Source organism: Bradyrhizobium sp. CCH5-F6 (assembly GCF_001556045.1).
In the GTDB taxonomy this organism is placed as follows: domain Bacteria; phylum Pseudomonadota; class Alphaproteobacteria; order Rhizobiales; family Xanthobacteraceae; genus Bradyrhizobium.
In genome coordinates, this window is the sequence record NZ_LSIC01000101.1 from 16725 (window position 1) to 39414 (window position 22690).

Consider the following 22690-nt stretch of genomic DNA (forward strand, 5'->3'; position numbering starts at 1 on the left):
CCAAGAGCGCGGAGGCTGTCCCGATTCAGGACACGTCACTGTGGTGAAATCGTCACAGCTGGCGCCAAACCGCCGCGGCCTCGGGCCTGCTTTCGTTACGACAAGGTTCTGCCCTCATTGCCCACCGAAATCCAGCCGTTCGGAGGGGCGTACCATGTCTTGCATTGCACGTACCGAAACTGGCCGGATTTCCTTCGCAACCTCGTGCCGCCTGCTGCTCGCTGTCTTCGTCGCAGCATCGCTCGCCGCCTGCGCGCAAGCGCCGGTCAGCCGCCAGAAGGCTGATCTCGCTGCGACCGGCCGGCAGGCCAAGGTGGAGCGTCCGCACAGGGTGGCGGCGCTGCATCCGCGGCAGATCAGCCGGGCGCGCGTTCCCGACCGTGACGCGAAGCAAACACCGTCGCACGGCGTCGCCAGCTTCTATTCGGACACGGAAACCGCGAGCGGCGAGAAGTTCGACAAGAACGAATTGACCGCAGCGCATCCGACCCTGCCATTCGGCACCAAGCTGCGCGTCACGGACACTTCCTCCGGCCGCTTCGTCACCGTCAGGGTCAACGATCGCGGACCTTATGTGCGCGGACGCGTGGTCGACATTTCCCCTTCGGCGGCCGAGGCGCTCGGCATGGTCGACAAGGGTATCACCAATGTCCGTCTGGAGGTCGTGCAATAAGGGCGTCCGTCGACACCAGCACCGCGCGCTTAACCGGCTGTTAGCCGCTTCCCGATCATCATGCGTGTCCACCATCGCGTCTTTCGGGGAGGCGGCGCTTGAACACGATCCAGTATCTCGAAGATCAGGCCGCGCGCGCCGAGCGGCTCGCCAAACGGATCACGGATACGCTGACGATCGAAAAGCTCCTGACCTTCGCGGGCGAACGCCGCCGCGAGATCGAGGTCATCGCGGGCAAGCACCGCAGCCCGCAAACCATGCTGTAGGCGCATTGCGCCAGCGCTCAGGAATGGCTCTCGACGAAGTCGCTGAGATAGTCGGGCAGCCTCACGCCGTCGATGTCGCATCGCGCCCTGATCTCGCCCGCGACATCGGTCGAGATGTCCTTCATCCAATGCTCGAGCGTGTTGAAGGAGATCACCTTGACGGGATCGTGGAAGCAGCCGGCAACGAGCTCGCCAATCGTGGCTTCGAGGTCGTTTCGCTCAATCCGGATCTCGGTCGTCCGGTCGAGGCGATCGATCACCACGAAGATGGTCTGGTCTGCCCCGTAGGGCACGACGGGAGATGGCACGCCAGCTTGAAGCATCCTGGGGCACTCGCGACTTGGCTTCCGGTCCCCGTTAACGAGACAATCCGGGCTAAGGTTCCTGCGCGTGGCTGTGGAGCGTCGTCAGAGAAACTCTCTCAAGCGTGAGAGCTCGATCACATGCTCGGGCGAGAGGATGTCCGTGACCAGCGGTGGTTGTGCCGTCGTCCGAATCTCGTAGAGATGCCGGGTAGCGGCCGGCTTCGCCATGAATGCGGAGATGCAATCGTCGAGCGTGCCCTCGAGGATCTGGTAGGACTCCCGGTCCGGCTGACGCTGGTTCGCTAGCGATGGCCATTTATGCAGCACCGCAAGCGCCCTGAAATCGACCTTTGAATCCCCGACCACGTCCCCCATCACCTCGCCTCACGCAAGAAAGAACCCCGGCACGCAAACCTGCGCGCCGGGGTCTACACCTGTCGCTGCATCTCAATGCCACGAACGCGTAACGCAGCGGCCGGGAAAAGGTTCCCGCCCGCCTTGCTCCCATCAGCTTGCGGCAGCTGCGATGCTGTGCCTTGGGCTGGCATTGACCTGACTGCTCTCGTCGACGCGGCCGACCTCGGGCGGCAGTCCGGCAAAGCGCCGCAAAGCCCGGGCCATCTGCTCCCGGCCAGGCGCGCCGGTGATCACCACGTCCACCATCGCGAAGGACGAGTGGAAATGGCCGCGCGCCTTGAGCTGCTCGACCTCGACACCGGACGCAGCCATTGCCTCGGCATAGGCGACGCCCTCGTCACGCAGGGGGTCGAACTCGCAGGTGACGACGAAGGCCGGCGGCAGGCCGGCGACCTTGCCGCGCAGCGGAGAGACGCGCGGATCGGTGCGGTCGGCCGGCGAGCAGTAGAGGTCCCAGAACCAGTACATCAGCGAGCGCGTCAGGAAGTAGCCGGTCGCATTGTCGTTGTAGGAGGGACGATCGAAGCTGCAGTCGGTGACCGGGCACACCAGCAACTGGCCTGCGATCTCCGGCCCGCCACGATCGCGCGCGAGCTGGCAGGTGACGGCGGCGATGTTGCCGCCGGCGCTCCAGCCGGCGACCAGCACCGGCCCAGGTCTGCCGCCGAGCTCGGCGGCGTGCTCGGCGATCCAGCGCGTCGCCGCATAGCCGTCTTCCGCCGCGGTGGGGAAGCGATGCTCCGGCGCGTGGCGGTAGCCGACGCTGACGAAGATCATGCCGGTCCGCCGTACCATGTCACGGCAGAGCGGCTCGTCCGACTGCTCGTCGCCGAGAACCCAGCCGCCGCCGTGGAAATAGACCACGACCGGATGTGGCCCCGGGGTTGCAGGCTTGTAGACGCGGTAGGGCAGCGAGCCGTCAGCCACGGGCAGGGTGCCGTCGACGATGTCGCCAATTGGTCGCCCCGCGGGCCGGCCCTTGTTGAATTCGTCGACGAAGGCCCGTGCCCCGATCGCGCCCATCGACTCGATCGGCGGCAGGTTCAGCGACGCGAGCAGGTTCATGACCAGCCGCACATCCGGCTGCAGGCGCACCACCTCGCCGTCATTGCATTGCGCGGCGACGCCGGGGCCGGTGAGCCTGAAGCCCAGCATGCCGCGGCTGACGACCTCGTCGCAGATGCTGCGATAGGGGCCCACGCCTCCGGTATAGGGCATCACACCCTGCACCTTGCCGGGCACGTTGGCGCCCGTGTACCAGGTGTTGGCGAGCCGGTGCAGCGTCAGCATCGAACAATCGGCCATGTGCCGGCCCCAGCCGGCCTGCGCCGTCTCGGTCGGCTCGATCGTGGTGAAGCCGGCCTCGCGCAGGGCGACGAGGCGATCAACCACCCAGTCGACATGCTGCTCGATCGACACCGCCATGTTCGACAGCACCGACGGACTGCCGGGGCCGGTGATCATGAAGAAGTTCGGGAAGCCTTCGACGGTGAGGCCGAGATAGGTCTGCGGTCCCTGCGCCCAGACGTCGGAGAGCGATTTGCCGCCGCGCCCGGTGATCGGATGTACGGCGCGGATCGCGCCTGTCATCGCATCGAAGCCGGTCGCGAACACGACCACGTCGAGATCGACGCTGCGCCTGGCCGTCGTGATGCCGCCCGCGGTGATCGCCTTGATCGGCTCCTGGCGCAGATTGACCAGCGTGACGTTCGGCCGGTTGTAGGTGGCGTAGTAGTTGGTGTCGAGGCAGGGACGCTTTGCGCCGAAGGGATGATCGTCCGGTATGAGCGCCGCGGCGGTCTCGGGGTCCTTGACGGCGGCGCGGATCTTCTCGCGGATCAGCTCCTGAACGATCTTGTTGCCGTCGACATCGACGGCCTGGTCGGCCCAGAGCTGCGTGAGGATATAGACGAGGTCGCCCTTGCCCCAGGCATCCTCGAAGCGGGCACGGCGCTCGGCATCGCTGAGCTGCCAGCTCACGGCCGTCTGCTGCGGGTAGGGCACGCCCGCCATCGACTGGCGCGCCTGCTCGCGATAGGCCGCGCGGTCGCTTTGCAGCAGGCTCATGCGGTCTGATGGCGCCGGGCCGTTATGCGCGGGCAGCGCGAAGTTCGGCGTGCGCTGGAACACGGTCAGATGCGCAGCCTGCTCTGCAATCACCGGGATCGACTGGATCGCCGACGAGCCCGTGCCGATCACGGCCACGCGTTTTCCGGCGAGATCGACGCCGTCATGCGGCCAGCGGCCGGTGAAATAGACCTCGCCCTTGAAGTCCTTGACGCCGTCGATCTCCGGCGGTTTTGGGGCGGAGAGGCAGCCGGTGGCCATGATGTAATGGCGGCAGGAGACCGGCGCGCCATTGTCGGTGGTGATGAGCCAGCGCTCGGACGTCTCGTCCCATCGGGCTTCGGTCACCTTGGTCCTGAAGCGAATGTCGCGCCTGAGATCGTAGCGATCGGCGACGAAGCCGAGATAGCGCAGGATCTCGGGCTGCGTGGCGTATTTCTCCGACCAGGTCCAGGCCGTCTCGAGTTCCGGATCGAAGGTGTAGCTGTAGTCGATGGTCTGGATGTCGCAGCGCGCGCCGGGATAGCGGTTCCAGTACCAGGTGCCGCCGACATCGCCGGCCTCCTCGAGGCCGACCGCCGAGAAGCCGGCCTTGCGAAGACGATGAAGGAGATAGAGGCCGGCAAATCCGGCGCCGACGACGGCGACATCGACTTGCTGAGCGGTTCCGCGCTCGCCGGGGGCACGTGTGGCAACCATTGCGTCAGACATGGCATTCCTCCCGTATGTTTTGTTTTGCCGTCAGGCTATCGCCTCAGGCTCAGCTTGTCATTACAGCCAGTGCAATCCTCGGTAGTTTTTCGCGACGGCATCGTTGCCGCGTGAACGTGGCGGGCACCACATGCCCCGCGATGCACAATGGCCGTGATAACCCGGGGTAATCAGACCGCATCCTTGCGTGTATGCTTGCGCTTACAAGTCACGCGTACCGGCCGGGCGTCATGACAGAGTTGAGTGAGCGAACCAGAGCGAACATGGATGTCGTCCTCGAGGAGACGTGCCGGCAATTGCCGCATGGCGGCGATCACGACAGCCGCAGGTTCATCGCCGAGCGCCTGATCGAGGCGGCGCAGTCCGGCCACTCCACGCTCGGCGAGCTCGGCATCGTCGCGCGGCGCGCGCTGGCGGAGTTGATGGGCAAAGGCGGCTAGGCGCGGGCGCGAGCCTTGCATCGCCGACGGCCCTGGACATAACCTGCCCGGGATCCTTCATCGAGATCTTCGAAGATGCGGTCTCTGCTTGCACTTGTTGCGGCTTGCGCAGTCCTGTGTTGTGCACGATCGGCCATGGCTCAGCCGGTTGGACAGTTTCCCTTCGCGCTGACGCGTGAAGGGCAGATGCTCGGCGCGGTGGAAGGCGAGGTGGCGTCCTTCAAGGGGCTGGCTTACGCGGCGCCGCCGGTCGGCATGCTGCGCTGGCGCGCGCCACAGCCGACGACCGAGAGCTCGGACATGCGCACCGCCTATGACCACGGCGCGCCGTGTCTTCAGCCGGCGCTGCGGGACGCGCGCGAGGATTGCCTCACGCTGAACGTGTTCCGTCCTTTCGGGGTCGATGGCCCATTGCCGGTGATGGTCTTCATCCATGGCGGCGCCTTCGTCTCGGGCACCGCGAACGATCTGCTGTTCGATGGCGCCAGGCTGGCGCAGGCGGGCGTGATCGTGGTCACCGTGAATTATCGGCTCGGCGCGCTCGGCTGGCTCACGCACCCCGCGCTGTCGGACGACGGCTCCGGCAATTTCGGTTTGATGGACCTGATCGCCGCGCTGCATTGGGTGCACGACAATGCCGCGGCCTTCGGCGGCGATCCGGGCAACGTCACATTATTCGGTAGCGATGCAGGCGCGACATCGATTGCGCTCCTGATGCTGTCTGCGCAATCGCACGATCTCTTCCAGAAAGCCATTCTGCAATCGGTGCCCGGCCGCGTGCGCCTGCGTTCGGCGCAAGAGGCAGAGGTCATCGGCCGGCAGTTCGTCGCCGCGCTGGGGCCGACGGCGGATTTGCGCGCAGCCGAGCCGAGGCGCCTGCTGGCCGCCGAGAAGCACCTGCTGGAGAAATCACGGCGCAGTTTCGCGCCGGTGATGGATGGACGTCTGGCGACCGAGGACATTGCACCAGGCTTTGCGGCCGGACGTCAAAGCCGCATTCCTCTGATCGTCGGCTCGAACGACGACGAGACGGGTGTGGAGAATGAACCTGATATCAACGAAGAGCTTGTGCGACCCGGTACTGCTGGCGACGAACTTCGCGAGCTTTATCCCGATCTCGCCGGACCTTCGGATCGCGCGGCGAGGTTCTACACCGACAAGATCTACTCGGAGCCGGTGCGACTGCTGGCCCGCCTCCACGCGGCAAGCGGCGCACCAACCTTTCGCTACCGCTTCGCCTACGTGCCGGAGGCAAGGCGCGCGAATCCGGAAGGCGGCCACGGGCGGGAGCTGCAATTCATCTTCGGCACGGAAGGTGTACCCGGCGCAGGCATCCTGTCACGCCGTGATCGCGCGGTCGCGAGCCACATGCGCGCCTACTGGATCAACTTCGCGAGGAGCGGCGACCCCAACGGATCCGACCTGCCACGCTGGGACGCGGCTAAAGGCGATCGCCTGCTGCTGATCACGAACGATCGCATCGCGAGCGGAGACGATCCCCTTGCGGAGCGTCTCGACCGGCTCGCCGGCGAGGGCAGGAAATGAGTTGGAATTTACGCCGCGAGCTCGACGCGGGGAGCCAGCGTCAGGCGCTCTTCCTCCAGATAGTCCACCGTGCCGTCCTTCTCGACGGCATAGAACTGCTTGCCTTCCCTGGACCTGAAGGCGGCGCGGACGACACCGCGGCGGCCCTTGTCACTGTTGACGACGTCCCCCAGCGCAAACTTCCTCATCTCACGTCTCACTTGTCTTCAGGCCGACTCCTTCGGCCACGCCGGGGATTCTGGGCGGCAAATCGTTAACGACTTGCTAACCATGCGGCTTTGCCTATGCTCACGGCGCAGCGAGCGGACAGCTCGCGCGCGCCTGTTGTCAACGAGACGAGCCCATGACGCGATTTCCGACCCTCTTTCTGTCGCATGGCGGCGGCCCCTGGCCGTTCATGGAGGACAGGCGGGTGCAATATGCGAAGACCGCAGAGGCGTTCGCCGGGCTGCCGCAGCTGCTCCCCGCGAGACCGAAGGCGGTGCTCGTCATCACCGGGCATTGGGAGGCGGATGCGTTCACGGTATCCACCTCGCCGCTTCCGCCGATGGTCTACGACTATTACGGTTTCCCCGAGCATACCTACCACCTCAAATATCCGGCGCCGGGCAGGCCGGAGCTCGCCGCGCAGGTGAAGGCACTGCTCACGCGTGCCGGCCTCGATTGCCGGGAGGATCCCAACCAGGGTTTTGATCACGGCACCTTTGTGCCGCTCGGGCTGATGTATCCGAACGCCGACATGCCGATCGTGCTGCTGTCGCTGAAATCGAGCTACGACGCGGCCGAGCACGTCAAGGTGGGACAGGCGATCGCATCGCTGCGCGACGAAGGCATTCTGGTCGTCGGCAGCGGGCTCACCTATCACAACATGCGGGGCTTCAACCGGCCGGAGTCCAAGCCGGTCTCTTACGACTTCGAGGCCTATCTGAACGAGGCCATCATCAATCCCGATGCGGCGCGTCGCAATGCGATGCTGGTCGACTGGGAGAACGCGCCGAGTGCGCGCCTGGCGCATCCGCGCGAGGACCATCTGCTGCCGTTGATGGTCGCGGCCGGTGCTGCCGGCAGCGACGTCGGACGCCGCGTCTTCGTCGACGAGGTCGCGAACGTGGCGATGGCGTCGTATGTGTTTGGCGTGTGACATTGCCCTCTCCGCGCAAGCGGGGAGAGGTGAAGCAAAGCTCACCCGTATTTCAGCTTCATGAACAGGATGCCGCCGGCGAGCACCATGGTGACGGCGTTTGCGGCGACGAGCGGAGCGTCCCCGGAGAGCAGGCCGTAGGCGAGCCAGAGCGCCAGGCCCAGCACCATGACCAGGAACATGCCGAGCGAGATGTCGCGCGCCGAGCGGGTCTTCCAGACCTTGATGAACTGCGGCGCGTAGGCAACGGTGGTGCAGGTGGCTGCGGCAAAGCCGAGCAGCTTGATCGCGAAGGGGTCCATACCCGGCTCTATAGCATGGATTCGGCCCTGCCTCACGCCCGGGCCGCGACGAGGTTGCGGTAGAGTGCGGCATAGTCGCCGGCGCGGTTGCGCCAGGAGACATCGGTCGCAAGGCCGCTTCGTTGCAGCCTGCGCCAGGTCAGCTTGTCGTGGAAGGCGATGTTGGCCTTGCGCAGCGTGCCGGCGAGAGCTTCTGCCGTCACGGGACCGAACTTGAATCCCGTGGCATCGTGGCCGGAGGCGTCGGCCTCGCCGATGTCGACGATGGTGTCTTCGAGGCCGCCGACGCGGGAGACGATCGGGACGGCGCCATAGCGCAATGCGCAGAGCTGGGTCAGGCCGCACGGCTCGAAGCGCGATGGAACGATGAGGGCGTCCGAGCCGGCCTGGATCAGATGCGCCAGGATCTCGTCATAGCCGATCACGACGCCGATCCGGCCGGGATTGGCGCGGGCCGCGGCCTGGTAGCGATCCTGCAGATCGCGGTCGCCGCTGCCGAGCAGTGCGAGTTGCATGCCTTCGCGCAAAATGGTCGGGATGGCCTCGAGCAGGAGATCGAGCCCCTTCTGCCATGACAGCCGGCTGATGACGCCGAGCAATGTTGCTTCGTCGGAGCAGTCGAGGCCGAACTGCTGCTGCAGCACCGCCTTGTTCGCGGCACGGAACGTCAGGTCGTCCGCGCCGAAGCGGTGGGCGATGTGCGGATCGGTTTGCGGATTCCACACCGATGTGTCGATGCCGTTGAGGATGCCGCTGAGCACGCTCGCGCGTGCGCGCAGCAGGCCGCCGAACCCCATGCCGCCTTCATCGCTCTGGATCTCCTTCGCGTAGGTCGGCGATACCGTCGTGATGCGATCGGCGAATTGCAGGCCGGCCTTCAAAAAGCTGATGCCGCCGAAGTATTCGAGCTCGTTGACGCTGAAGGAGTGCCAGGGCAGGCCGATCGTACCGATCAGCTCAGGAGCGAACTTGCCCTGGTAGGCCATGTTGTGAATGGTCATCACGGTGCCGGGCCGTGGACGATTGTCGTAGTGCAGATAGGCCGGTGCAAGGCCGGCCTGCCAGTCATGGGCGTGCACGATATCGGGCACGAAGGCGGGGACGAGGCCGTGGCCGATATCCGCGGCCACGCGCGCCAGCGCGGCGAAGCGCACGCCGTTGTCCGGCCAATCGACGCCTTCGCTCGTGACATAAGGGTTGCCCGGCCGCGCATAGAGATGCGGCACGTCGAGCACGAACAGATCGAGCCCATTGTGCGAGCCGGCGAGCAGTCGTCCCGGGCCGCCGAAATAATCCGGCCAGCGCCGGATCTCCTCTGCGACTGACATCAGGCGCATCACGTCGGGATAGCCCGGCATCAAGGTTCGCATCTCGACGCCATGCGCTTTCAAAGCGAGCGGCAGCGCGCCTGCGACATCCGCGAGGCCACCGGTCTTGACGATGGGATAGACTTCGGAGGCGACCGCGAGGACGCGAACAGGCGTCATGTATTGAGCCTGTCGATCATCGGCTGGGTGATCAGCGAGATGCCCTGCTCGGTGGTGCGGAAGCGCTTTGCGTCGACTTCCGGATCCTCGCCGATCACCAGCCCCTCCGGGATCTCGACGCCGCGGTCGATCACGACGTTCTTCAGTCGGGCGCCGCGGCCGACATTGACGTAAGGCATGATCACGGCGTTCTCGACATTGGCATAGGAGTTGATGCGCACGCCGGTGAACAGCAGCGAACGGCGCAGCGAGGCGCCGGAGATGATGCAGCCGCCGGAGACCAGAGAGCTCACCGCCTGGCCGCGCCGGCTCTCCTCGTCATGGACGAATTTCGCCGGCGGCGTGATCTCGGCATAGGACCAGATCGGCCAGGCGCGGTCGAACAGGTCGAGCTCCGGCACCACGTCGGTGAGGTCGATATTGGCGGCCCAATAGGCATCGACGGTGCCGACGTCGCGCCAATAGGCGCGGGGGTCGCTGCCGGAACGGACGCAGGAGGTCGAGTACTGGTGCGCCATCGCGCGGCCGTTCTTGACGATGTAGGGAATGATATCCTTGCCGAAATCGTGGTTCGAGTTCGGGTCCTCGGCATCGCGCTTGAGCTGGTCGAACAGGAACTTCGCGTCGAACACGTAGATGCCCATGCTGGCGAGCGAGACGTCCGGCTTGCCCGGCATCGGCGGCGGATCATTCGGCTTCTCCAGGAACGACTGGATCCAGCCGTTCTCGTCGACATGCATGATGCCGAAGCCCGAGGATTCCGTCCGCGGCATTTCGAGGCAGCCGACGGTGACGTCGGCGCCGCTCTCGACGTGCTGGCGCAGCATCACCTCGTAGTCCATTTTATAGATGTGATCGCCGGCCAGCACCACGATGAAGCGGCAGGCGTGGGGTTCTATGATGTCGATGTTCTGGTACACCGCGTCCGCTGTGCCGACATACCACATCGTCTCGGAGACACGCTGGCTGGCAGGCAGGATATCGAAACTCTCGTTGCGTTCGGGGCGGAAGAAGTTCCAGCCCATCTGGAGATGGCGGATCAGGCTGTGCGCCTTGTATTGGGTTGCGACCGCGATACGGCGGATGCCCGAGTTCACGGCGTTCGACAGCGCGAAATCGATGATGCGGGACTTGCCGCCGAAATAGACTGCCGGCTTGGCGCGCCGGTCGGTCAGCTCCAGGAGGCGGCTGCCGCGTCCCCCGGCCAGCACGAACGCCAGCGCCTGACGGGCAAGCGGCTCGGATCTCGCGGCACTCATGTCATTCTCCCACAACTCTGGCGCTCGCGAGAAGCCTCCCGGCCGCGCACATTGGAACCGATAGTAATGGCACGAATAGTAAATCGGGAAGGTGGTTGTTGGTTGCGATGCACCGGAAGCTTAATGCTCGCCGGCTGATCGAGCCTCAGGCGCCGTCGTGCCGGTGTCGCACTTGGCGAGATTGTCGATCCTCGCCGGGTACCGGTTGGTCAGAAGGGAGGCAGACGTCTTGTGCGGTGCACGCAAATTCCAGGCTTTGACTTGGCGCAAGGATGCCCGATCATGACGCTGCGATCCTTTTCCTAGCGAAGGTCACACAGGGAGTAAGACGATGAGGATCTGGAAGACGGCAATTGCCTGTTCGCTGGCGGGCTTGGTCGTGGCGAGCCAAGTCGGGCAGGCCACGGCGGGCCCGATGCCGACCAATGTCGCAACCATGAAGGCTGCAGTCGGCGATGACGTCACGCAGGTGCATTGGCGCGGTGGCGGCTGGGGATTTGCCCTTGGTGGTCTCGCCGCCGGCGCGATCATCGGCGGCGCCATCGCCAGCGGCGCGCCTTATGGGTACGGCTATTATGGTCGCCCGTACTACGGCGGCTATGGATATCCGGGCTACGGCTATGGATATCCGGGTTACGGCTATGGCTACGCTCCAGCATATTACGGCGGCTATGGCTACGCGCCGGCCTACACCTATCCGCGATACTATCGACCCTATCGTCCGTACTATAGCTACGGCTATTATCGGCCGTACCGTGCCTATCACCGGCCGTACCGTGTTTATCACCGTCACTATTACCGTAGATGGTGAGCACCGCGCGGCTAGAACGAGAGCTACGCAATCACGCTCGTGTAGGCGACATACGCGAGCATGATCGCGGCGGAGTGCCGCGGGCAAGCCTTGAGGCGAAGCCCGGGCAATCCGCCGCCTGCGCCTAGTTCGATCCCGCGGCCGCGGCAGTGAAGCTGCGGTCGACGGCTCGGCTTACGTCGAGCTTCTTCGGCAGGATGCCGTAGCGGGTCGAGCGGTCTGATGCCTCCTGCACCTCCTTCACGACGGTCTCGTCGATCACGATCGGGCTGGTGCGCTGTGCGGTGTAGGCGGAGAGCAGCACGTCTTCCGGCAACCTGGTCAGCTCGGCCGTATTCCTGGCGTATTCGGCGAGGTGATCAAGCGACCACAGCCGCGCCTTGTTCAGCCGCTGCACGAGATCCTGCACAGCCGCCCGCTTGGAGGCGATGGCGTTGTCGGAGGCAACGATGAAGGTGATCGTCGGCGTCAGGCCTTCGCCGTGGGCGATCACCCGAGCCTTGTCTTTCAGTGTGGCGAACGACACGTAGGGTTCCCACACAGCCCATGCGTCGATCGAGCCGGCGAGCAACGCGATTTTGGCATCGACCGGCCCGAGCGGCGCGAAGGTCGCATCCTCCAGCTTGATCCCGGCCTTCTCCAGCGTCGCGTCGATCAGGAACTGGCCCCAGCCGCCGCGGGTGCCGGCGAGACGCTTGCCCTTGAGATCGGCGGCCGAACCGATCGGGGAATCCTGGCGCACCAGGATAGCCTGGGTCTTTGCGTCCGACCTTGTGCCGCCGATCGCCTTGATCGGCGCGCCCGCCGCATAGACCGACAGGAAGGAGAGATCGCCCGTGTAGCCGACATCGAGCGCACCGGCGTTGAGCGCCTCGAGGATCGGGGCGGCTGCCGGAAATTCCGACCATTCGATCTTGTACGGCAGATCCTTTGCGTAGCCGGAAATTTCGAGCAGCGAGCGGTTGCCGCCCTTCTGGTCGCCGACGCGAAGCACGACGTTGTCCGCCGCGGACGATGCGGCAGCCGTCGACAAGGTGAACGCGGCGGCAAGCAGCGATGCGGCGAGACGGCGAGTGATGGGGAAGTGATGGGAGTTGATGCGCATGTGGCCTGTCTTGTTGCTTAGCTCACGACGCGTGAGCGAACGATGCAGCGAGACGATCAAGTCTATGATCGCGTGATGCGCAGTCAATGAAATGACCATCCGTATTGCGCGTGCATCAGGCAATGACGTTTCAGCAAAGCTGGGCTTTCGAGCATGGTCGATGTGCGCGGCCGAGACTGTGCGGGAATGAAGCGCTTCGAGGAAGCACGGCGCGCTTTGCCGGCAGATGCATCATCGAAAATGCTTTGCTCGTCACCGCACGCGCCGATGGAGAGAATGACTTTGCGGCGCGCAACATTCGAAATTCCATTTCATTGACGATGCGGCAACGGGGCCGCATGATTTGCGCATCGCATCAACGTGGCGGGTGACCGCCGCACAACGACATTCTCTCAACGCAGCTCCGCACGGACCATGCGCAACGCGACACGTTGCGCAAACGGTGGAGCCGTGCCAGCGCAGGAGCGGGGACCGATGAACAACGACAATCAGCGCGCCAGATCGAGTCTCGACCGTCGCCGTCTGATTCAGGCGGGGCTGGCTGCAGCCTTCGCCGCGCCGCTCGGCGCCCTTGGCGCCGCGCAGGCCTTCGTGCCGGGCAGGATTGCGACCGGCGTCGACTTCTCGGAGTTTCCGCTGTGCCGGACGGCATCGGATGCGCCTGCGCTCACCGGCGCGCCGCGCAAGCTGAAGCTGTCCTGGAATGCCGGCGCGGTCTGTCTCGCGCCGGTGCCTGTCGCGATCGAGCACGGCTTCTTCCAGAAGCACAATCTCGACGTCGAGCTCATCAACTATTCCGGTTCGACCGACCAGCTGCTCGAGGCGATCGCGACGGGCAAGAGCGATGCCGGCCTCGGCATGGCGCTACGATGGCTGAAGCCGCTCGAGCAGGGTTTTGACGTGAAGATCGCCGCCGGCACCCATGGTGGCTGCTTGCGCGCTCTGACCCGGGCCGATTCCGGCATCAACAAGCTCGCCGATCTCAAGGGCAAGATCGTCGCGGTCGGCGATCTCGGCGGTCCGGACAAGAACTTCTTCTCCATTCAGCTCGCCAAGCTCGGTATCGATCCGAACAAGGATGTCGACTGGCGCGCCTATCCCGGAAACCTCCTCAACGTTGCCGTCGAGAAGGGCGAGGTGCAGGCCTTCCTGGCGTCCGATCCGCTCGGCTATCTCTGGCTGAAGGATACCCAGTACAAGGAGATCGCGTCGAACCTCGACGGCGAATATCGCGACAGGAGCTGCTGCATCCTTGGCCTGCGCGGCAGCCTGATCCGCGAGGAGCCGCAGGTCGCGCGCGCCCTCACGCAGGCGCTGCTCGATGCCGCGATGTTCACCTCGCAGAACCCGACCGTGACGGCGAAATCGTTCCAGCCCTACGCGCCCAAGACGGCGAGCGTCGCCGACATCGAGGGCATGGTGCGTTACCACACCCACCACCATCATCCCGTCGGCGACGTGCTCAAGCGCGAGCTCAAGGCCTATGCCGACGATCTGAAGAGCGTGCAGGTCTTCAAGCAGAGCACCGATACGGCGAAATTCGCGGAGCGCATCTATGTCGACGTATTCGCTGTCTGACGGCCTCGCTTCCGGCGCGCCGCGCCTGACGCGCGCGCCGCTGCTTGCGGGCTGGCTCCGGGAATCCGGCGTCGGCGTGCTCGCCAGCCTCACCTGGATCGCCTCAGGCCTGTCGTGCCTGTGGTGGGAGGACGTCGGCGACTGGTCGCGCACGCACTCGCTCGGCATTGCCGCCTTCGTCATCGCGGCCGTGGCGCTGTTCGGAACGGTCGGCGCCGACTATCTGGGGTCGGCGGGACAGGCGTTGCGCAAGCGCGCGCCCTGGCTCGTCGCGCTCGGCATCGTCCTCACGATCTGGGAGATCGCGACCGCGAAGTTCGCCTGGCTTCCGCTGCCGTTCTTTCCGCCGCCGCAGGCGATCATCGAGGTCTATACCGACGATCTGCCGAAGCTGCTCGACAGCGTCCTTGCGTCCATAAAGCTGCAGCTCGGCGGTTATCTGATCGGCGCCACGGTCGGCTTCCTGACCGGCGTCTCGATCGGCTGGTCGCGCGCCGTCGGCTACTGGGTGCATCCCGTGCTGCGCTTCATCGGGCCGCTGCCGGCGACCGCCTGGCTGCCGATCGCCTTCTTCACGTTCCCGTCGAGCTGGAGCGCATCGACCTTCCTGATCGCGCTGGCGACCGGCTTCCCCGTCACGGTGCTGACCTGGTCGGGCGTCGCGAGCGTCAGCAACGCCTATTACGACGTCGCGCGCACCCTGGGAGCAAAGCCTTCCTTCCTGGTGCTGAAGGTCGCGATTCCAGCGGCGTTGCCGCATGTCTTCGTCGGCTTGTTCATGGGGCTCGGCTCGTCCTTCGCGGTGCTGGTCGTCGCCGAGATGATCGGCGTCAAGGCCGGGCTCGGCTGGTACCTGCAATGGGCGCAGGGCTGGGCCGCCTACGCCAACATGTATGCGGCGCTGATCGTCATGTCGCTGCTCTGCTCCGGCGCGATCACGCTGCTGTTCGCGATCCGCGATCGCCTGCTGGTCTGGCAGAAGGGGACGGTGAAATGGTAGAAGCAGCTCTCGCCGAGATTGCCACGCATTCGGCCGCCGGCGCTGCGCTCGATATCGAGCAGGTCAGCCACGCCTTCGACATCGACGGCGCCGAGCTGCCGGTGCTCAGCGACGTCAGCATCTCCGTGCAGCCGGGCGAATTCGTCGCGCTGCTCGGCCCTTCCGGCTGTGGCAAGTCCACTCTGTTGCGGCTGGTTGCGGGTCTCGACAAGCCCAAGGTCGGGACGCTGCGTGAGGACGAGGACCGCATTACGCGGCCGCATCCTTCGCGCGTCGTCGTGTTCCAGGATCCAACGCTGTTCCCCTGGCGGTCGGTCTGGGACAACGTCGCGCTGGGTCTCGAGGCCCAGGGCACCCTCAAGAGCCAACGTCAGCGGGTCGACGATGCGCTCGATCTGGTCGGCCTGACGTCTTTTCGCAACGCCTATCCGCACCAGCTCTCCGGCGGCATGGCGCAGCGCGTCGCGCTGGTCAACGATCCGAAGATCCTCATCCTCGACGAGCCGCTCGGAAAACTGGACTCGCTTACCCGCATAACCATGCAAGCCGAACTTGTCGCGCTGTGGCAACGCAAGGGATTCACCACGCTGCTCGTCACGCATGACGCCGAGGAGGCGCTTGTGCTCGCCAACCGCGTCATCGTGTTCAGCGACCGCCCGGCACGCGTGAAAGCCGACATCCGCGTCGACCGCCCCTATCCACGTCACCGCGGCGATCCGTATCTGTCCGACCTGCGCCGGCAGATTCTCGGTCTTTTGGGGCTGGATGCCACATGGTGACCCCCGCAGCCCAGGGGCGGACGCCCCATAGCGAGCCTGACTACGTCGCTCGCGCCGAGGCGCTGGCCATGAGCTTTGCCTCGCGCGCGGCCGAGCATGATCGCACCGGCAGCTTCCCATTCGAGAACTTTCGCGAGCTGTCCGAGGCGGGCCTGCTGTCGCTGACGGTGCCGGCAATACATGGCGGTGCAGGCGCCGGCGCAAGATACGCGGCGCGCGTCATCGGCATCCTCGCCAAGGCTGATCCGTCGACGGCGCTGGTGCTGGCGATGCACTATATCAACCACCTCGTCATGGCGCGCAGCCCGACCTGGCCGGCCCGGCTGTCGCGCAAGCTTGCGCGCGAGACGGTCGAAGGCGTCGCGCTCGTCAACGCGCTGCGCGTCGAGCCCGAGCTGGGTTCACCGGCGCGCGGCGGCCTGCCGGCGACGATCGCGCGGCGGACCGAGACCGGCTGGCGCCTTTCCGGCCACAAGATCTATTCGACGGGCTCGCCAATCCTGAAATGGTATCTGGTCTGGGCGCGGACTGACGAGGCCGAACCGCGCATCGGACAGTTCCTGGTGCCGGCGGGCCTGCCGGGCACGCGCATCGTCGAGACCTGGGATCATCACGGCCTGCGTGCCAGCGGCAGCCACGATGTGATCTTCGACGACGTGGTGATCCCCCTGGATGCCGAGGTGGATGTCCGCAAACCCGCCGACTGGCAGGGTCCTGACGTGACGCAGGCGACCGTCCACACCGTCTTCGTCGCTGCGATCTATGACGGCGTTGCACGCGCCGCGCGCGACTGGCTGATCTCGTTCCTGAAGCAGCGGGCTCCCGCCAGCCTCGGCGCGCCACTGGCGAGCTTGCCGCGCGCGCAGGAGATCCTCGGCGCCATCGAAGCCCGGCTCGCGGTCAACGCGCGGCTGATCGAGTCCTTTGCCCGTGACTTCGATGACGGGGTCAAGCTCTCCGCGGGGGAATCCAACGTCATCAAGCTCACCGTGACGGGAAACGCCGTCGCCGCGGTCGAGGACGCGCTGTCGCTCTCCGGCAATCACGGCCTGTCCCGCGCCAATCCGCTGGAGCGGCATTATCGCGACGTGCTGTGCGGGCGGGTGCACACGCCACAGGACGATACCACGCGCATCGGCCTCGGCCGCACCGCATTGGGCCTCTAGCTTTCCGGACAACAATCAGGGAGACGATCATGTCGATCGAGTTCATCGGCTTCATCAGCAACAACAATTCGTCCGAGACCATCGTCCGCGAAGGACCTGTCCTCGACCCGACCCACATCGAGACGGTGGCGAAGGCGCATGAGAATGCCGGCTTCGATCGTGCGCTGCTGGCTTTTCATTCGACGACGCCGGATGCGCTTCAGGTGGCCCAGCACGTGCTCAACACGACCAGCCACCTCAACGTGCTGATCGCGCAGCGGCCCGGCTTCACCGCGCCGACACTGCTGGCGCGGCAGTTCGCCGTGCTCGATCAGTTCTCCCGCGGCAGGGTCGCGATCCACGTCATCACCGGCGGCAACGCTACCGAGCTTCGGCAGGACGGCAACACGCTGGACGACAAGGACGAGCGCTATGCCCGCACCTCGGAGTTTCTCGATGTCCTCAAGCTGGAATGGGCAAGCGACAAGCCGTTCAGCTACAAGGGCAAGTACTATCAGGTCGAGAACGCCTTCTCGCAGGTGAAGCCCTATCGTCCGGAGGGCATCCGGATCTATTTCGGCGGCGCCTCGGATGCGGCGATTGACGTCGCCGGCAAGCATGCCGACACATTTGCGTTGTGGGGCGAATCCTATGCACAGGTACGCGACATCACGTCCCGCGTCCACAACGCGGCGGTCCGGCATGGGCGGCCAACGCCGCGCTTCAGTCTCTCGGTGCGGCCGATCATCGCGCCGACCGAGAAGCAGGCCTGGGAGAAGGCAGAGGAGATCCTGGCGCGCGCCACGGCGCTGCAGGACAAGACCGGCTATCGCAAGCCGGCCGACGGTCACGCCACCGCGGGCGCGCGGCGCCTGCTGGCGCTGGCCGACCAGGGCAGTCGGATCGACAAGCGGCTGTGGACCGAGATCGCCAAGCTCACCGGCGCCAACAGCAACACCACCGCGCTGGTCGGCACGCCCGAGCAGGTCGCCGAAGTGTTCGGCGACTACTACGACCTCGGCATCAGCCACTTCCTGATCCGCGGCTTCGATCCGCTGATTGACGCCATCGAATACGGCCGAGAGCTGATACCGCTGACGCGCAAGCTGATCGCCGAGCGTCAGGCCGTTCGCGGCGAGGCCGCGGAATGATCCGCCTCGTGCTCGCCGGAGCGCTGCTATTCGGCTCGTTCGAGCTCGCGGCAGCGCAAACCACCTTGCGGGTGGGCGACCAGAAGGGCAATGCGCAGGCCGTGATGGAAGCGGCCGGCGTGCTCAAGGACGTGCCCTACAGGATCGAGTGGAAGGAGTTTCCGGCAGCCGCGCCGCTGCTCGAGGCGCTCAGTGCAGGGGCGATCGAGACCGGGCTCGTCGGGGATGCGCCCTTCCCCTTCGCCGCCGCCTCCGGCGCACCGGTGAAAGCGATTGCCGCGATCCGGCAGACCCGCGAGGGGCTTGCGATCCTCGTGCCCGAGACCTCGCCGATCAAGACGTTCGCCGACCTGCGCGGCAAGAAGATCGCAACCGGCCGCGGCTCGATCGGCCATCAACTGATCCTCGCTGCGCTCGAGAAGAACGGCTGGAGTGCGGGTGACGTGCAGATCGCATTCCTGGCCCCCTCGGATGCCAAGATCGCGTACACGCAAGGCTCAGTCGATGCATGGTCGACCTGGGAGCCCTATGTCAGCCAGGAGGAGGTGCTGTTCAAGTCGCGCCGCATCATCACCTCGGAAGGGCTCACGCCGGGCTTGAGCTTCCAGGTCGCACGGCCCGACGCCATCCGCGACAAGCGCGCGGAGCTGACGGACTTCATCCGGCGCCTCACCGCGGCACGGGCGTGGTCGCTGAACAATGTCGACGGCTATGCCGCGACCTGGGGCAGGCTGATGAACATCCCGACCGCGGTGCCGCAGAACTGGCTCTCCCGCGCAAAGATCCGCATCGCGCCGATCGACGATGGCGTCGTCGCTGACGAGCAGAGCACGATCGACCTCTATTTCCGCTGGGGCTTGATCAAGCAGAAGCTCGATGCGGCCGCGATCGTTGATCGCTCGTTCACGGATGCGATTGCGAAGGCAGGACTCTGACCCTCTCCCCTTGTGGGAGAGGGTGGCTCGCCGCGTAGCGGCGAGACGGGTGAGGGGTTTCTCTCCGCGCACTTCGATGTCACCGTATGGATAGATACCCCTCATCCGGCGCTTCGCGCCACCTTCTCCCACAAGGGGAGAAGGAAGAAGCGCCCTCACGATCACTTCAAGGACTCGTGAGGAAAAGAAGATTTCCGGTGCAAGCGCAATCCTCGACACGTTCTTGCTGCATCTGACGCTACCGACAACACCCCCATTGCTATTTGCACCGCCTCCCTTGCACCGCGCTTCACTCCCGCAAAAATCAGACAGACGACCACATCGGGAGACCGGCCATGGGCCTGCAAGAAACAAAAATCGAGTCGCTTCCTTTCGTTACTGCCGAACTCAACTATCTCGCGCCGACATCGGGAAAGCCGCGAACCTACGCATTCGATCCGCCGCCGGGCGAGCCGAAGAGCACGGCGCTGGCCGAGCCGCATCAGGTCCCGATCTTCGATGCACGGCTGATCGCGCAGAACCTCTCACTCGACCGCGAAGGTTTTGCACTGGTGCGCCATTCGACGCGGGTGAGAGACTTCTACAACGACGAGGAGGTGAAGGCGGTCTACTATCCCGCCGTCGAGGCCTTTCTGCGCGCCACGCTGAAGGCCGACCGGGTCGTCATCTTCGACCACACCGTGCGCAAGCGCGTGGATGGCGCCGCCGATATTCGCAGCAGTGGCCCTCGCCAGCCTGCAACGCGCGTCCATGTCGACCAGACCGCCATCTCCGGCGCCAACCGCGTGCGCGAGCACCTGCCTGACGAAGCCGAAGAGCTGCTCAAGGGCCGCGTGCAGGTGATCAATCTGTGGCGGCCGATCCGGGGCCCCTTGCGCGATTCACCTTTGGCGATGGCGGACGGCACCACGGTTGCGCCCGACGATCTCGTCGCCTCGGATCTGATCTATCCGAACCGCCACGGCGAGACCTATTCGGTGAAGTACAATCCGAACCATCGCTGGTTCTATTTCCCCGAGATGACGGCGGATGAGGCGTTGCTGCTCAAGTGCTACGATTCCGCAACCGACGGGCGCACGCGGTTTGGGCCGCACACCGCCTTCATCGATCCGACCACGCCGGCGGATGCACCGCCGCGCGAGAGCATCGAAGTGCGCACGCTGGTGTTCCATCGGCGGTAACAAATGATGAGCGCCGGCGTGGTGCGTGTCTTGGTGGATCAGGGCCGCCTGCAGGCTATAGTGCCGCCCAAAGCAAGGGTGAGGGGCGCTATGGCTGGGATCAGGGCGGGACTCGTCGGCTGGGGCTTCGTGTCGGAGCTGCATGTGTATGCATACCGGCGTGTCTATGGCGTCGACGTCGAGCTCGCGGCAGTGGCCGCGCGCGGCGATCATGTCGTCGACTTTGCCGCCCGTCACAATATCCTATCCTCCCTCTGAACCGTCGTTCTACCGGCTATTTTCGGCGAAGTGTTGAGCGGGGGTTGGAAAGTCAACATCGCCGGAGGTCGATGAGGCGGCGGCGTCGAACGCAATTGCGAAGGGCGGCAACGAGCCCGGCGCATCGTGCGATGCAGGTCCCCATGATGCTGCGGCCGCAGATCACAACGCGCGGTGCGGATGGAAAGCATCGGACGCCGACGGTTCACGTCGACGTCCTCGATTGCGGGTCCCTCGTTTCCGCTCAGCCGGGCCCTGCGCCTTGCGTGGCCGTGTAGACTGCGTAGAGCGACTGGCTCGCCGCCATGAACAGGCGGTTGCGCTTGGGGCCGCCGAAGCAGACGTTGCCGCAGACTTCCGGCAGGCGGATGCGGCCGAGCAGCTTGCCCTCCGGCGACCAAACAGTGACGCCGCTGTAGCCGACGGCGCGGCCGGCATTGCTGGAGGCCCAGAGATTGCCGTTGACGTCGCAGCGCAGGCCATCCGGTCCGCACTTCACGCCCTCGATCACGCAATCGCTGAACTTCTTGAGGTTGGAGAGCTTGTTGTCGCTGCCGACGTCGAACACGAAGATCTCGCCCTTGCCGCCGGGACCGGTGTCTCCGGGCCCTTTGCCCGTCGAGGCGATGTAGAGCTTCTTGTAGTCCGGCGAGAAGCAGAGCCCGTTCGGGTCAGGCACCTGCTCCTCCGTGACGACGAGATCGACGCGGCCCGAGGGATCGATACGATAGCAATTGGTCGGCAGCTCGCGCCTGCCCGGCACGAAGCCGGCCGGCTGGCCGATCCGCGGATTGAGCTTGCCGCCCGCATTGCTCGGGCCGCCCGCGACGTCGGGCTCGCCCTCATAGAGCTGGCCGCCATAGGGCGGATCGGTGAACCAGTAGCTGCCGTCGGGATGCGCGGCGATGTCGTTCGGCGAGTTCAGCCGCTTGCCCTGATAGGAGTCGGCGAGCACGGTCGCGGTGCCGTCGTGCTCGTACCGCGTCACCCGCCGCGTCAGGTGCTCGCAGGAGAGCTGGCGGCCCTGGAAGTCGAACGAGTTGCCGTTGGAATTGTTGGACGGCGAGCGAAACACGCTGACGCGGCCGTCGTCCTCGGTCCAGCGCATCTGCCGGTTGTTGGGAATGTCGCTCCAGAGCAGATAGCGGCCTTGCGCACTCCACGCCGGGCCTTCGGCCCACAACAGGCCGGTGTACAGGCGCTTGATCGCGGTGTTGGGCTGCGCGAGATCGTTGAAGGACGGATCCACCGCGATGATGTCCGGGTCCCAGAAATAAGTGGTCGGTGCGCCGCTCGGACCGAAGTCGCGTGGCGGCGTGGTGATTGTCGTCGGCGGAGCGGCGGGTCCGGTCTGGGCCAGCGCGGGGCCGGCCATCGTGGCGGCGGCGCCGAGCGCGAGTCCCCGGACAAGTGTTCGTCGTGAAAGCGCAGCATCCTGCTCACGCTGCTCGTGGTCACGAGCCTGCTGGCGTGTCATCGCGTCCTCCCGGTCATGTTCGGCTAGCCGGTTGATCCGGCCGAGCGGTGCGGAGGTTAGTCCGGTCTGAGCCCGGTTGCGAGAGGCAGGTTCGCATCCTTTGCGCGATTGCAGACCGGCAAAGGCTGGAACGCGGCTGCATTGCGGCGAGGCGAGGGCAGAATCGACAATTCGTCCCGGACTCGTGGTTCGGGGCCCTGCCGTCGGCCTTGGCGGATAGCCCGAGCGGTTTTTAGGGCGTGTCAAGCCTTGACCTCACGCGCGATGTTGGCAGAACGTTTCCAGGGGCATTGACCGGAGTTCGATGTGCAAGGCGTCGTCGTACTGATCATATTGCTCGGGATCGCATTTGCGGCCGGCTACTTCACGCGCGACTACGTCTCCCGCAAACGACGCGCGGAGGCGCGCCGCTGGCGCGACTATGGCGAGCCGGGCTGGCTCACCGCCGCTGCGCCCGCCAACACCAACGAGGCCGCGAAAACCAACGCGGCTGCGCCTTCGGCGACCGGCGAACTCGGCCAGATGCTGGACCGCTGGGAAAACCGGGCGCGCGCCCGGCGCACGGGATAGCGGCGCCGACGTCGAGACGCCGCGCAACCTCAATTCGAATGAGCGACTTGTCCGCCGCAGTTCGAACGGAAGCGATCTCCGGACAGA

The 22690-nt window shown here is 65.4% G+C and carries 23 protein-coding genes and 1 pseudogene; 15 read left to right on the top strand and 9 right to left on the bottom strand.

What is annotated here, in order from left to right:
* Positions 1–154 precede the first annotated feature (154 nt).
* Complete coding sequence (locus AX729_RS18040; RefSeq protein WP_061025401.1) at positions 155–673, top strand: septal ring lytic transglycosylase RlpA family protein; 519 nt, start codon at positions 155–157, stop codon at positions 671–673.
* 98 nt (positions 674–771) lie between these two features.
* Positions 772–939: a hypothetical protein gene (locus tag AX729_RS40520; protein WP_197433619.1), complete on the top strand. Its 168-nt coding sequence runs from the start codon at positions 772–774 to the stop codon at positions 937–939.
* A gap of 17 nt (positions 940–956) precedes the next feature.
* Here AX729_RS40520 and AX729_RS18045 read toward each other — a convergent pair whose 3' ends face one another.
* From AX729_RS18045 to AX729_RS18055, 3 genes are all read right to left on the bottom strand, one after another.
* On the bottom strand, positions 957–1262 hold the full coding sequence (locus AX729_RS18045; protein ID WP_061025403.1) for a hypothetical protein: 306 nt from the start codon (positions 1260–1262) through the stop codon (positions 957–959).
* A gap of 84 nt (positions 1263–1346) precedes the next feature.
* Positions 1347–1619, bottom strand: a complete 273-nt coding sequence (locus tag AX729_RS18050) for a hypothetical protein (protein ID WP_061025405.1) — start codon at positions 1617–1619, stop codon at positions 1347–1349.
* Positions 1620–1751: 132 nt separating this feature from the next.
* Entirely contained in the window at positions 1752–4439 is a 2688-nt protein-coding gene (locus tag AX729_RS18055) for a flavin-containing monooxygenase (RefSeq protein WP_061025407.1), read from the bottom strand.
* Between the two features lie 191 nt (positions 4440–4630).
* Here AX729_RS18055 and AX729_RS18060 point away from each other — a divergent pair, with 191 nt between their 5' ends.
* Together AX729_RS18060 and AX729_RS18065 are read left to right on the top strand one after the other, a co-directional pair.
* The gene (locus AX729_RS18060; RefSeq protein ID WP_061025409.1) at positions 4631–4879 is read left to right on the top strand and encodes a hypothetical protein; all 249 of its coding nucleotides are present in this window, start codon (positions 4631–4633) and stop codon (positions 4877–4879) included.
* A gap of 75 nt (positions 4880–4954) precedes the next feature.
* On the top strand, positions 4955–6424 hold the full coding sequence (locus tag AX729_RS18065) for a carboxylesterase/lipase family protein (protein ID WP_061025410.1): 1470 nt from the start codon (positions 4955–4957) through the stop codon (positions 6422–6424).
* An 8-nt stretch (positions 6425–6432) separates the two neighbouring features.
* On the opposite strand, the gene AX729_RS18070 is transcribed toward AX729_RS18065, so the two are convergent.
* Positions 6433–6612 carry a hypothetical protein gene (locus tag AX729_RS18070; RefSeq protein WP_061025412.1) on the bottom strand — a complete coding sequence of 60 codons (180 nt, stop codon included), beginning with the start codon at positions 6610–6612 and terminating at the stop codon, positions 6433–6435.
* A gap of 155 nt (positions 6613–6767) precedes the next feature.
* On the opposite strand from AX729_RS18070, the gene AX729_RS18075 reads away from it, so the two are divergent.
* The gene (locus tag AX729_RS18075) at positions 6768–7565 is read left to right on the top strand and encodes a DODA-type extradiol aromatic ring-opening family dioxygenase (RefSeq protein WP_061025414.1); all 798 of its coding nucleotides are present in this window, start codon (positions 6768–6770) and stop codon (positions 7563–7565) included.
* A 41-nt stretch (positions 7566–7606) separates the two neighbouring features.
* Here the strand turns inward: AX729_RS18075 and AX729_RS18080 are convergent, their stop codons facing one another.
* From AX729_RS18080 to glgC, 3 genes are read right to left on the bottom strand one after another with little or no spacing between them, the layout of a single operon-like run.
* A complete protein-coding gene (locus tag AX729_RS18080; RefSeq protein ID WP_061025416.1) occupies positions 7607–7867 on the bottom strand; it encodes a SemiSWEET transporter in 261 nt (86 codons plus the stop codon).
* A gap of 32 nt (positions 7868–7899) precedes the next feature.
* The gene (glgA, locus tag AX729_RS18085; protein WP_061025417.1) at positions 7900–9354 is read right to left on the bottom strand and encodes a glycogen synthase GlgA; all 1455 of its coding nucleotides are present in this window, start codon (positions 9352–9354) and stop codon (positions 7900–7902) included.
* Entirely contained in the window at positions 9351–10613 is a 1263-nt protein-coding gene (gene glgC / locus AX729_RS18090; protein WP_061025420.1) for a glucose-1-phosphate adenylyltransferase, read from the bottom strand. The genes glgA and glgC overlap by 4 nt, the downstream gene beginning before the upstream one ends.
* Before the next feature lie 331 nt (positions 10614–10944).
* Here glgC and AX729_RS18095 point away from each other — a divergent pair, with 331 nt between their 5' ends.
* On the top strand, positions 10945–11424 hold the full coding sequence (locus AX729_RS18095) for a hypothetical protein (RefSeq protein ID WP_061025423.1): 480 nt from the start codon (positions 10945–10947) through the stop codon (positions 11422–11424).
* A 124-nt stretch (positions 11425–11548) separates the two neighbouring features.
* Here the strand turns inward: AX729_RS18095 and AX729_RS18100 are convergent, their stop codons facing one another.
* The gene (locus tag AX729_RS18100; RefSeq protein WP_061025626.1) at positions 11549–12529 is read right to left on the bottom strand and encodes an ABC transporter substrate-binding protein; all 981 of its coding nucleotides are present in this window, start codon (positions 12527–12529) and stop codon (positions 11549–11551) included.
* 474 nt (positions 12530–13003) lie between these two features.
* Here AX729_RS18100 and AX729_RS18105 point away from each other — a divergent pair, with 474 nt between their 5' ends.
* The 8 genes and pseudogenes from AX729_RS18105 to AX729_RS39725 all read left to right on the top strand — a co-directional run.
* Positions 13004–14107: an ABC transporter substrate-binding protein gene (locus AX729_RS18105; protein ID WP_061025424.1), complete on the top strand. Its 1104-nt coding sequence runs from the start codon at positions 13004–13006 to the stop codon at positions 14105–14107.
* A complete protein-coding gene (locus AX729_RS18110; protein ID WP_061025427.1) occupies positions 14085–15107 on the top strand; it encodes an ABC transporter permease in 1023 nt (340 codons plus the stop codon). Before AX729_RS18105 ends, AX729_RS18110 begins: the two co-directional genes overlap by 23 nt.
* Positions 15101–15886: an ABC transporter ATP-binding protein gene (locus tag AX729_RS18115; RefSeq protein WP_061025430.1), complete on the top strand. Its 786-nt coding sequence runs from the start codon at positions 15101–15103 to the stop codon at positions 15884–15886. The genes AX729_RS18110 and AX729_RS18115 overlap by 7 nt, the downstream gene beginning before the upstream one ends.
* Positions 15880–17052, top strand: coding sequence for an acyl-CoA dehydrogenase family protein (locus AX729_RS18120; RefSeq protein WP_061025432.1), 1173 nt, complete (start codon positions 15880–15882; stop codon positions 17050–17052). The genes AX729_RS18115 and AX729_RS18120 overlap by 7 nt, the downstream gene beginning before the upstream one ends.
* 29 nt (positions 17053–17081) lie before the next feature.
* A complete protein-coding gene (locus tag AX729_RS18125; RefSeq protein WP_061025434.1) occupies positions 17082–18182 on the top strand; it encodes an LLM class flavin-dependent oxidoreductase in 1101 nt (366 codons plus the stop codon).
* Positions 18179–19117 (top strand): ABC transporter substrate-binding protein, encoded by a 939-nt coding sequence (locus AX729_RS18130; protein WP_061025436.1) that lies wholly within the window; start codon positions 18179–18181, stop codon positions 19115–19117. Before AX729_RS18125 ends, AX729_RS18130 begins: the two co-directional genes overlap by 4 nt.
* Before the next feature lie 335 nt (positions 19118–19452).
* Entirely contained in the window at positions 19453–20298 is an 846-nt protein-coding gene (locus tag AX729_RS18135; RefSeq protein ID WP_061025438.1) for a CmcJ/NvfI family oxidoreductase, read from the top strand.
* A gap of 90 nt (positions 20299–20388) precedes the next feature.
* Positions 20389–20541: pseudogene (locus AX729_RS39725) on the top strand (gfo/Idh/MocA family oxidoreductase); the annotation flags it as partial.
* Positions 20542–20800: 259 nt separating this feature from the next.
* On the opposite strand, the gene AX729_RS18145 reads toward AX729_RS39725, so the two are convergent.
* A complete protein-coding gene (locus AX729_RS18145) occupies positions 20801–22033 on the bottom strand; it encodes an SMP-30/gluconolactonase/LRE family protein (RefSeq protein WP_061025442.1) in 1233 nt (410 codons plus the stop codon).
* 306 nt (positions 22034–22339) lie between these two features.
* On the opposite strand from AX729_RS18145, the gene AX729_RS18150 reads away from it, so the two are divergent.
* Positions 22340–22603, top strand: coding sequence for a hypothetical protein (locus tag AX729_RS18150; RefSeq protein ID WP_061025443.1), 264 nt, complete (start codon positions 22340–22342; stop codon positions 22601–22603).
* The last annotated feature ends 87 nt before the right edge of the window (positions 22604–22690 follow it).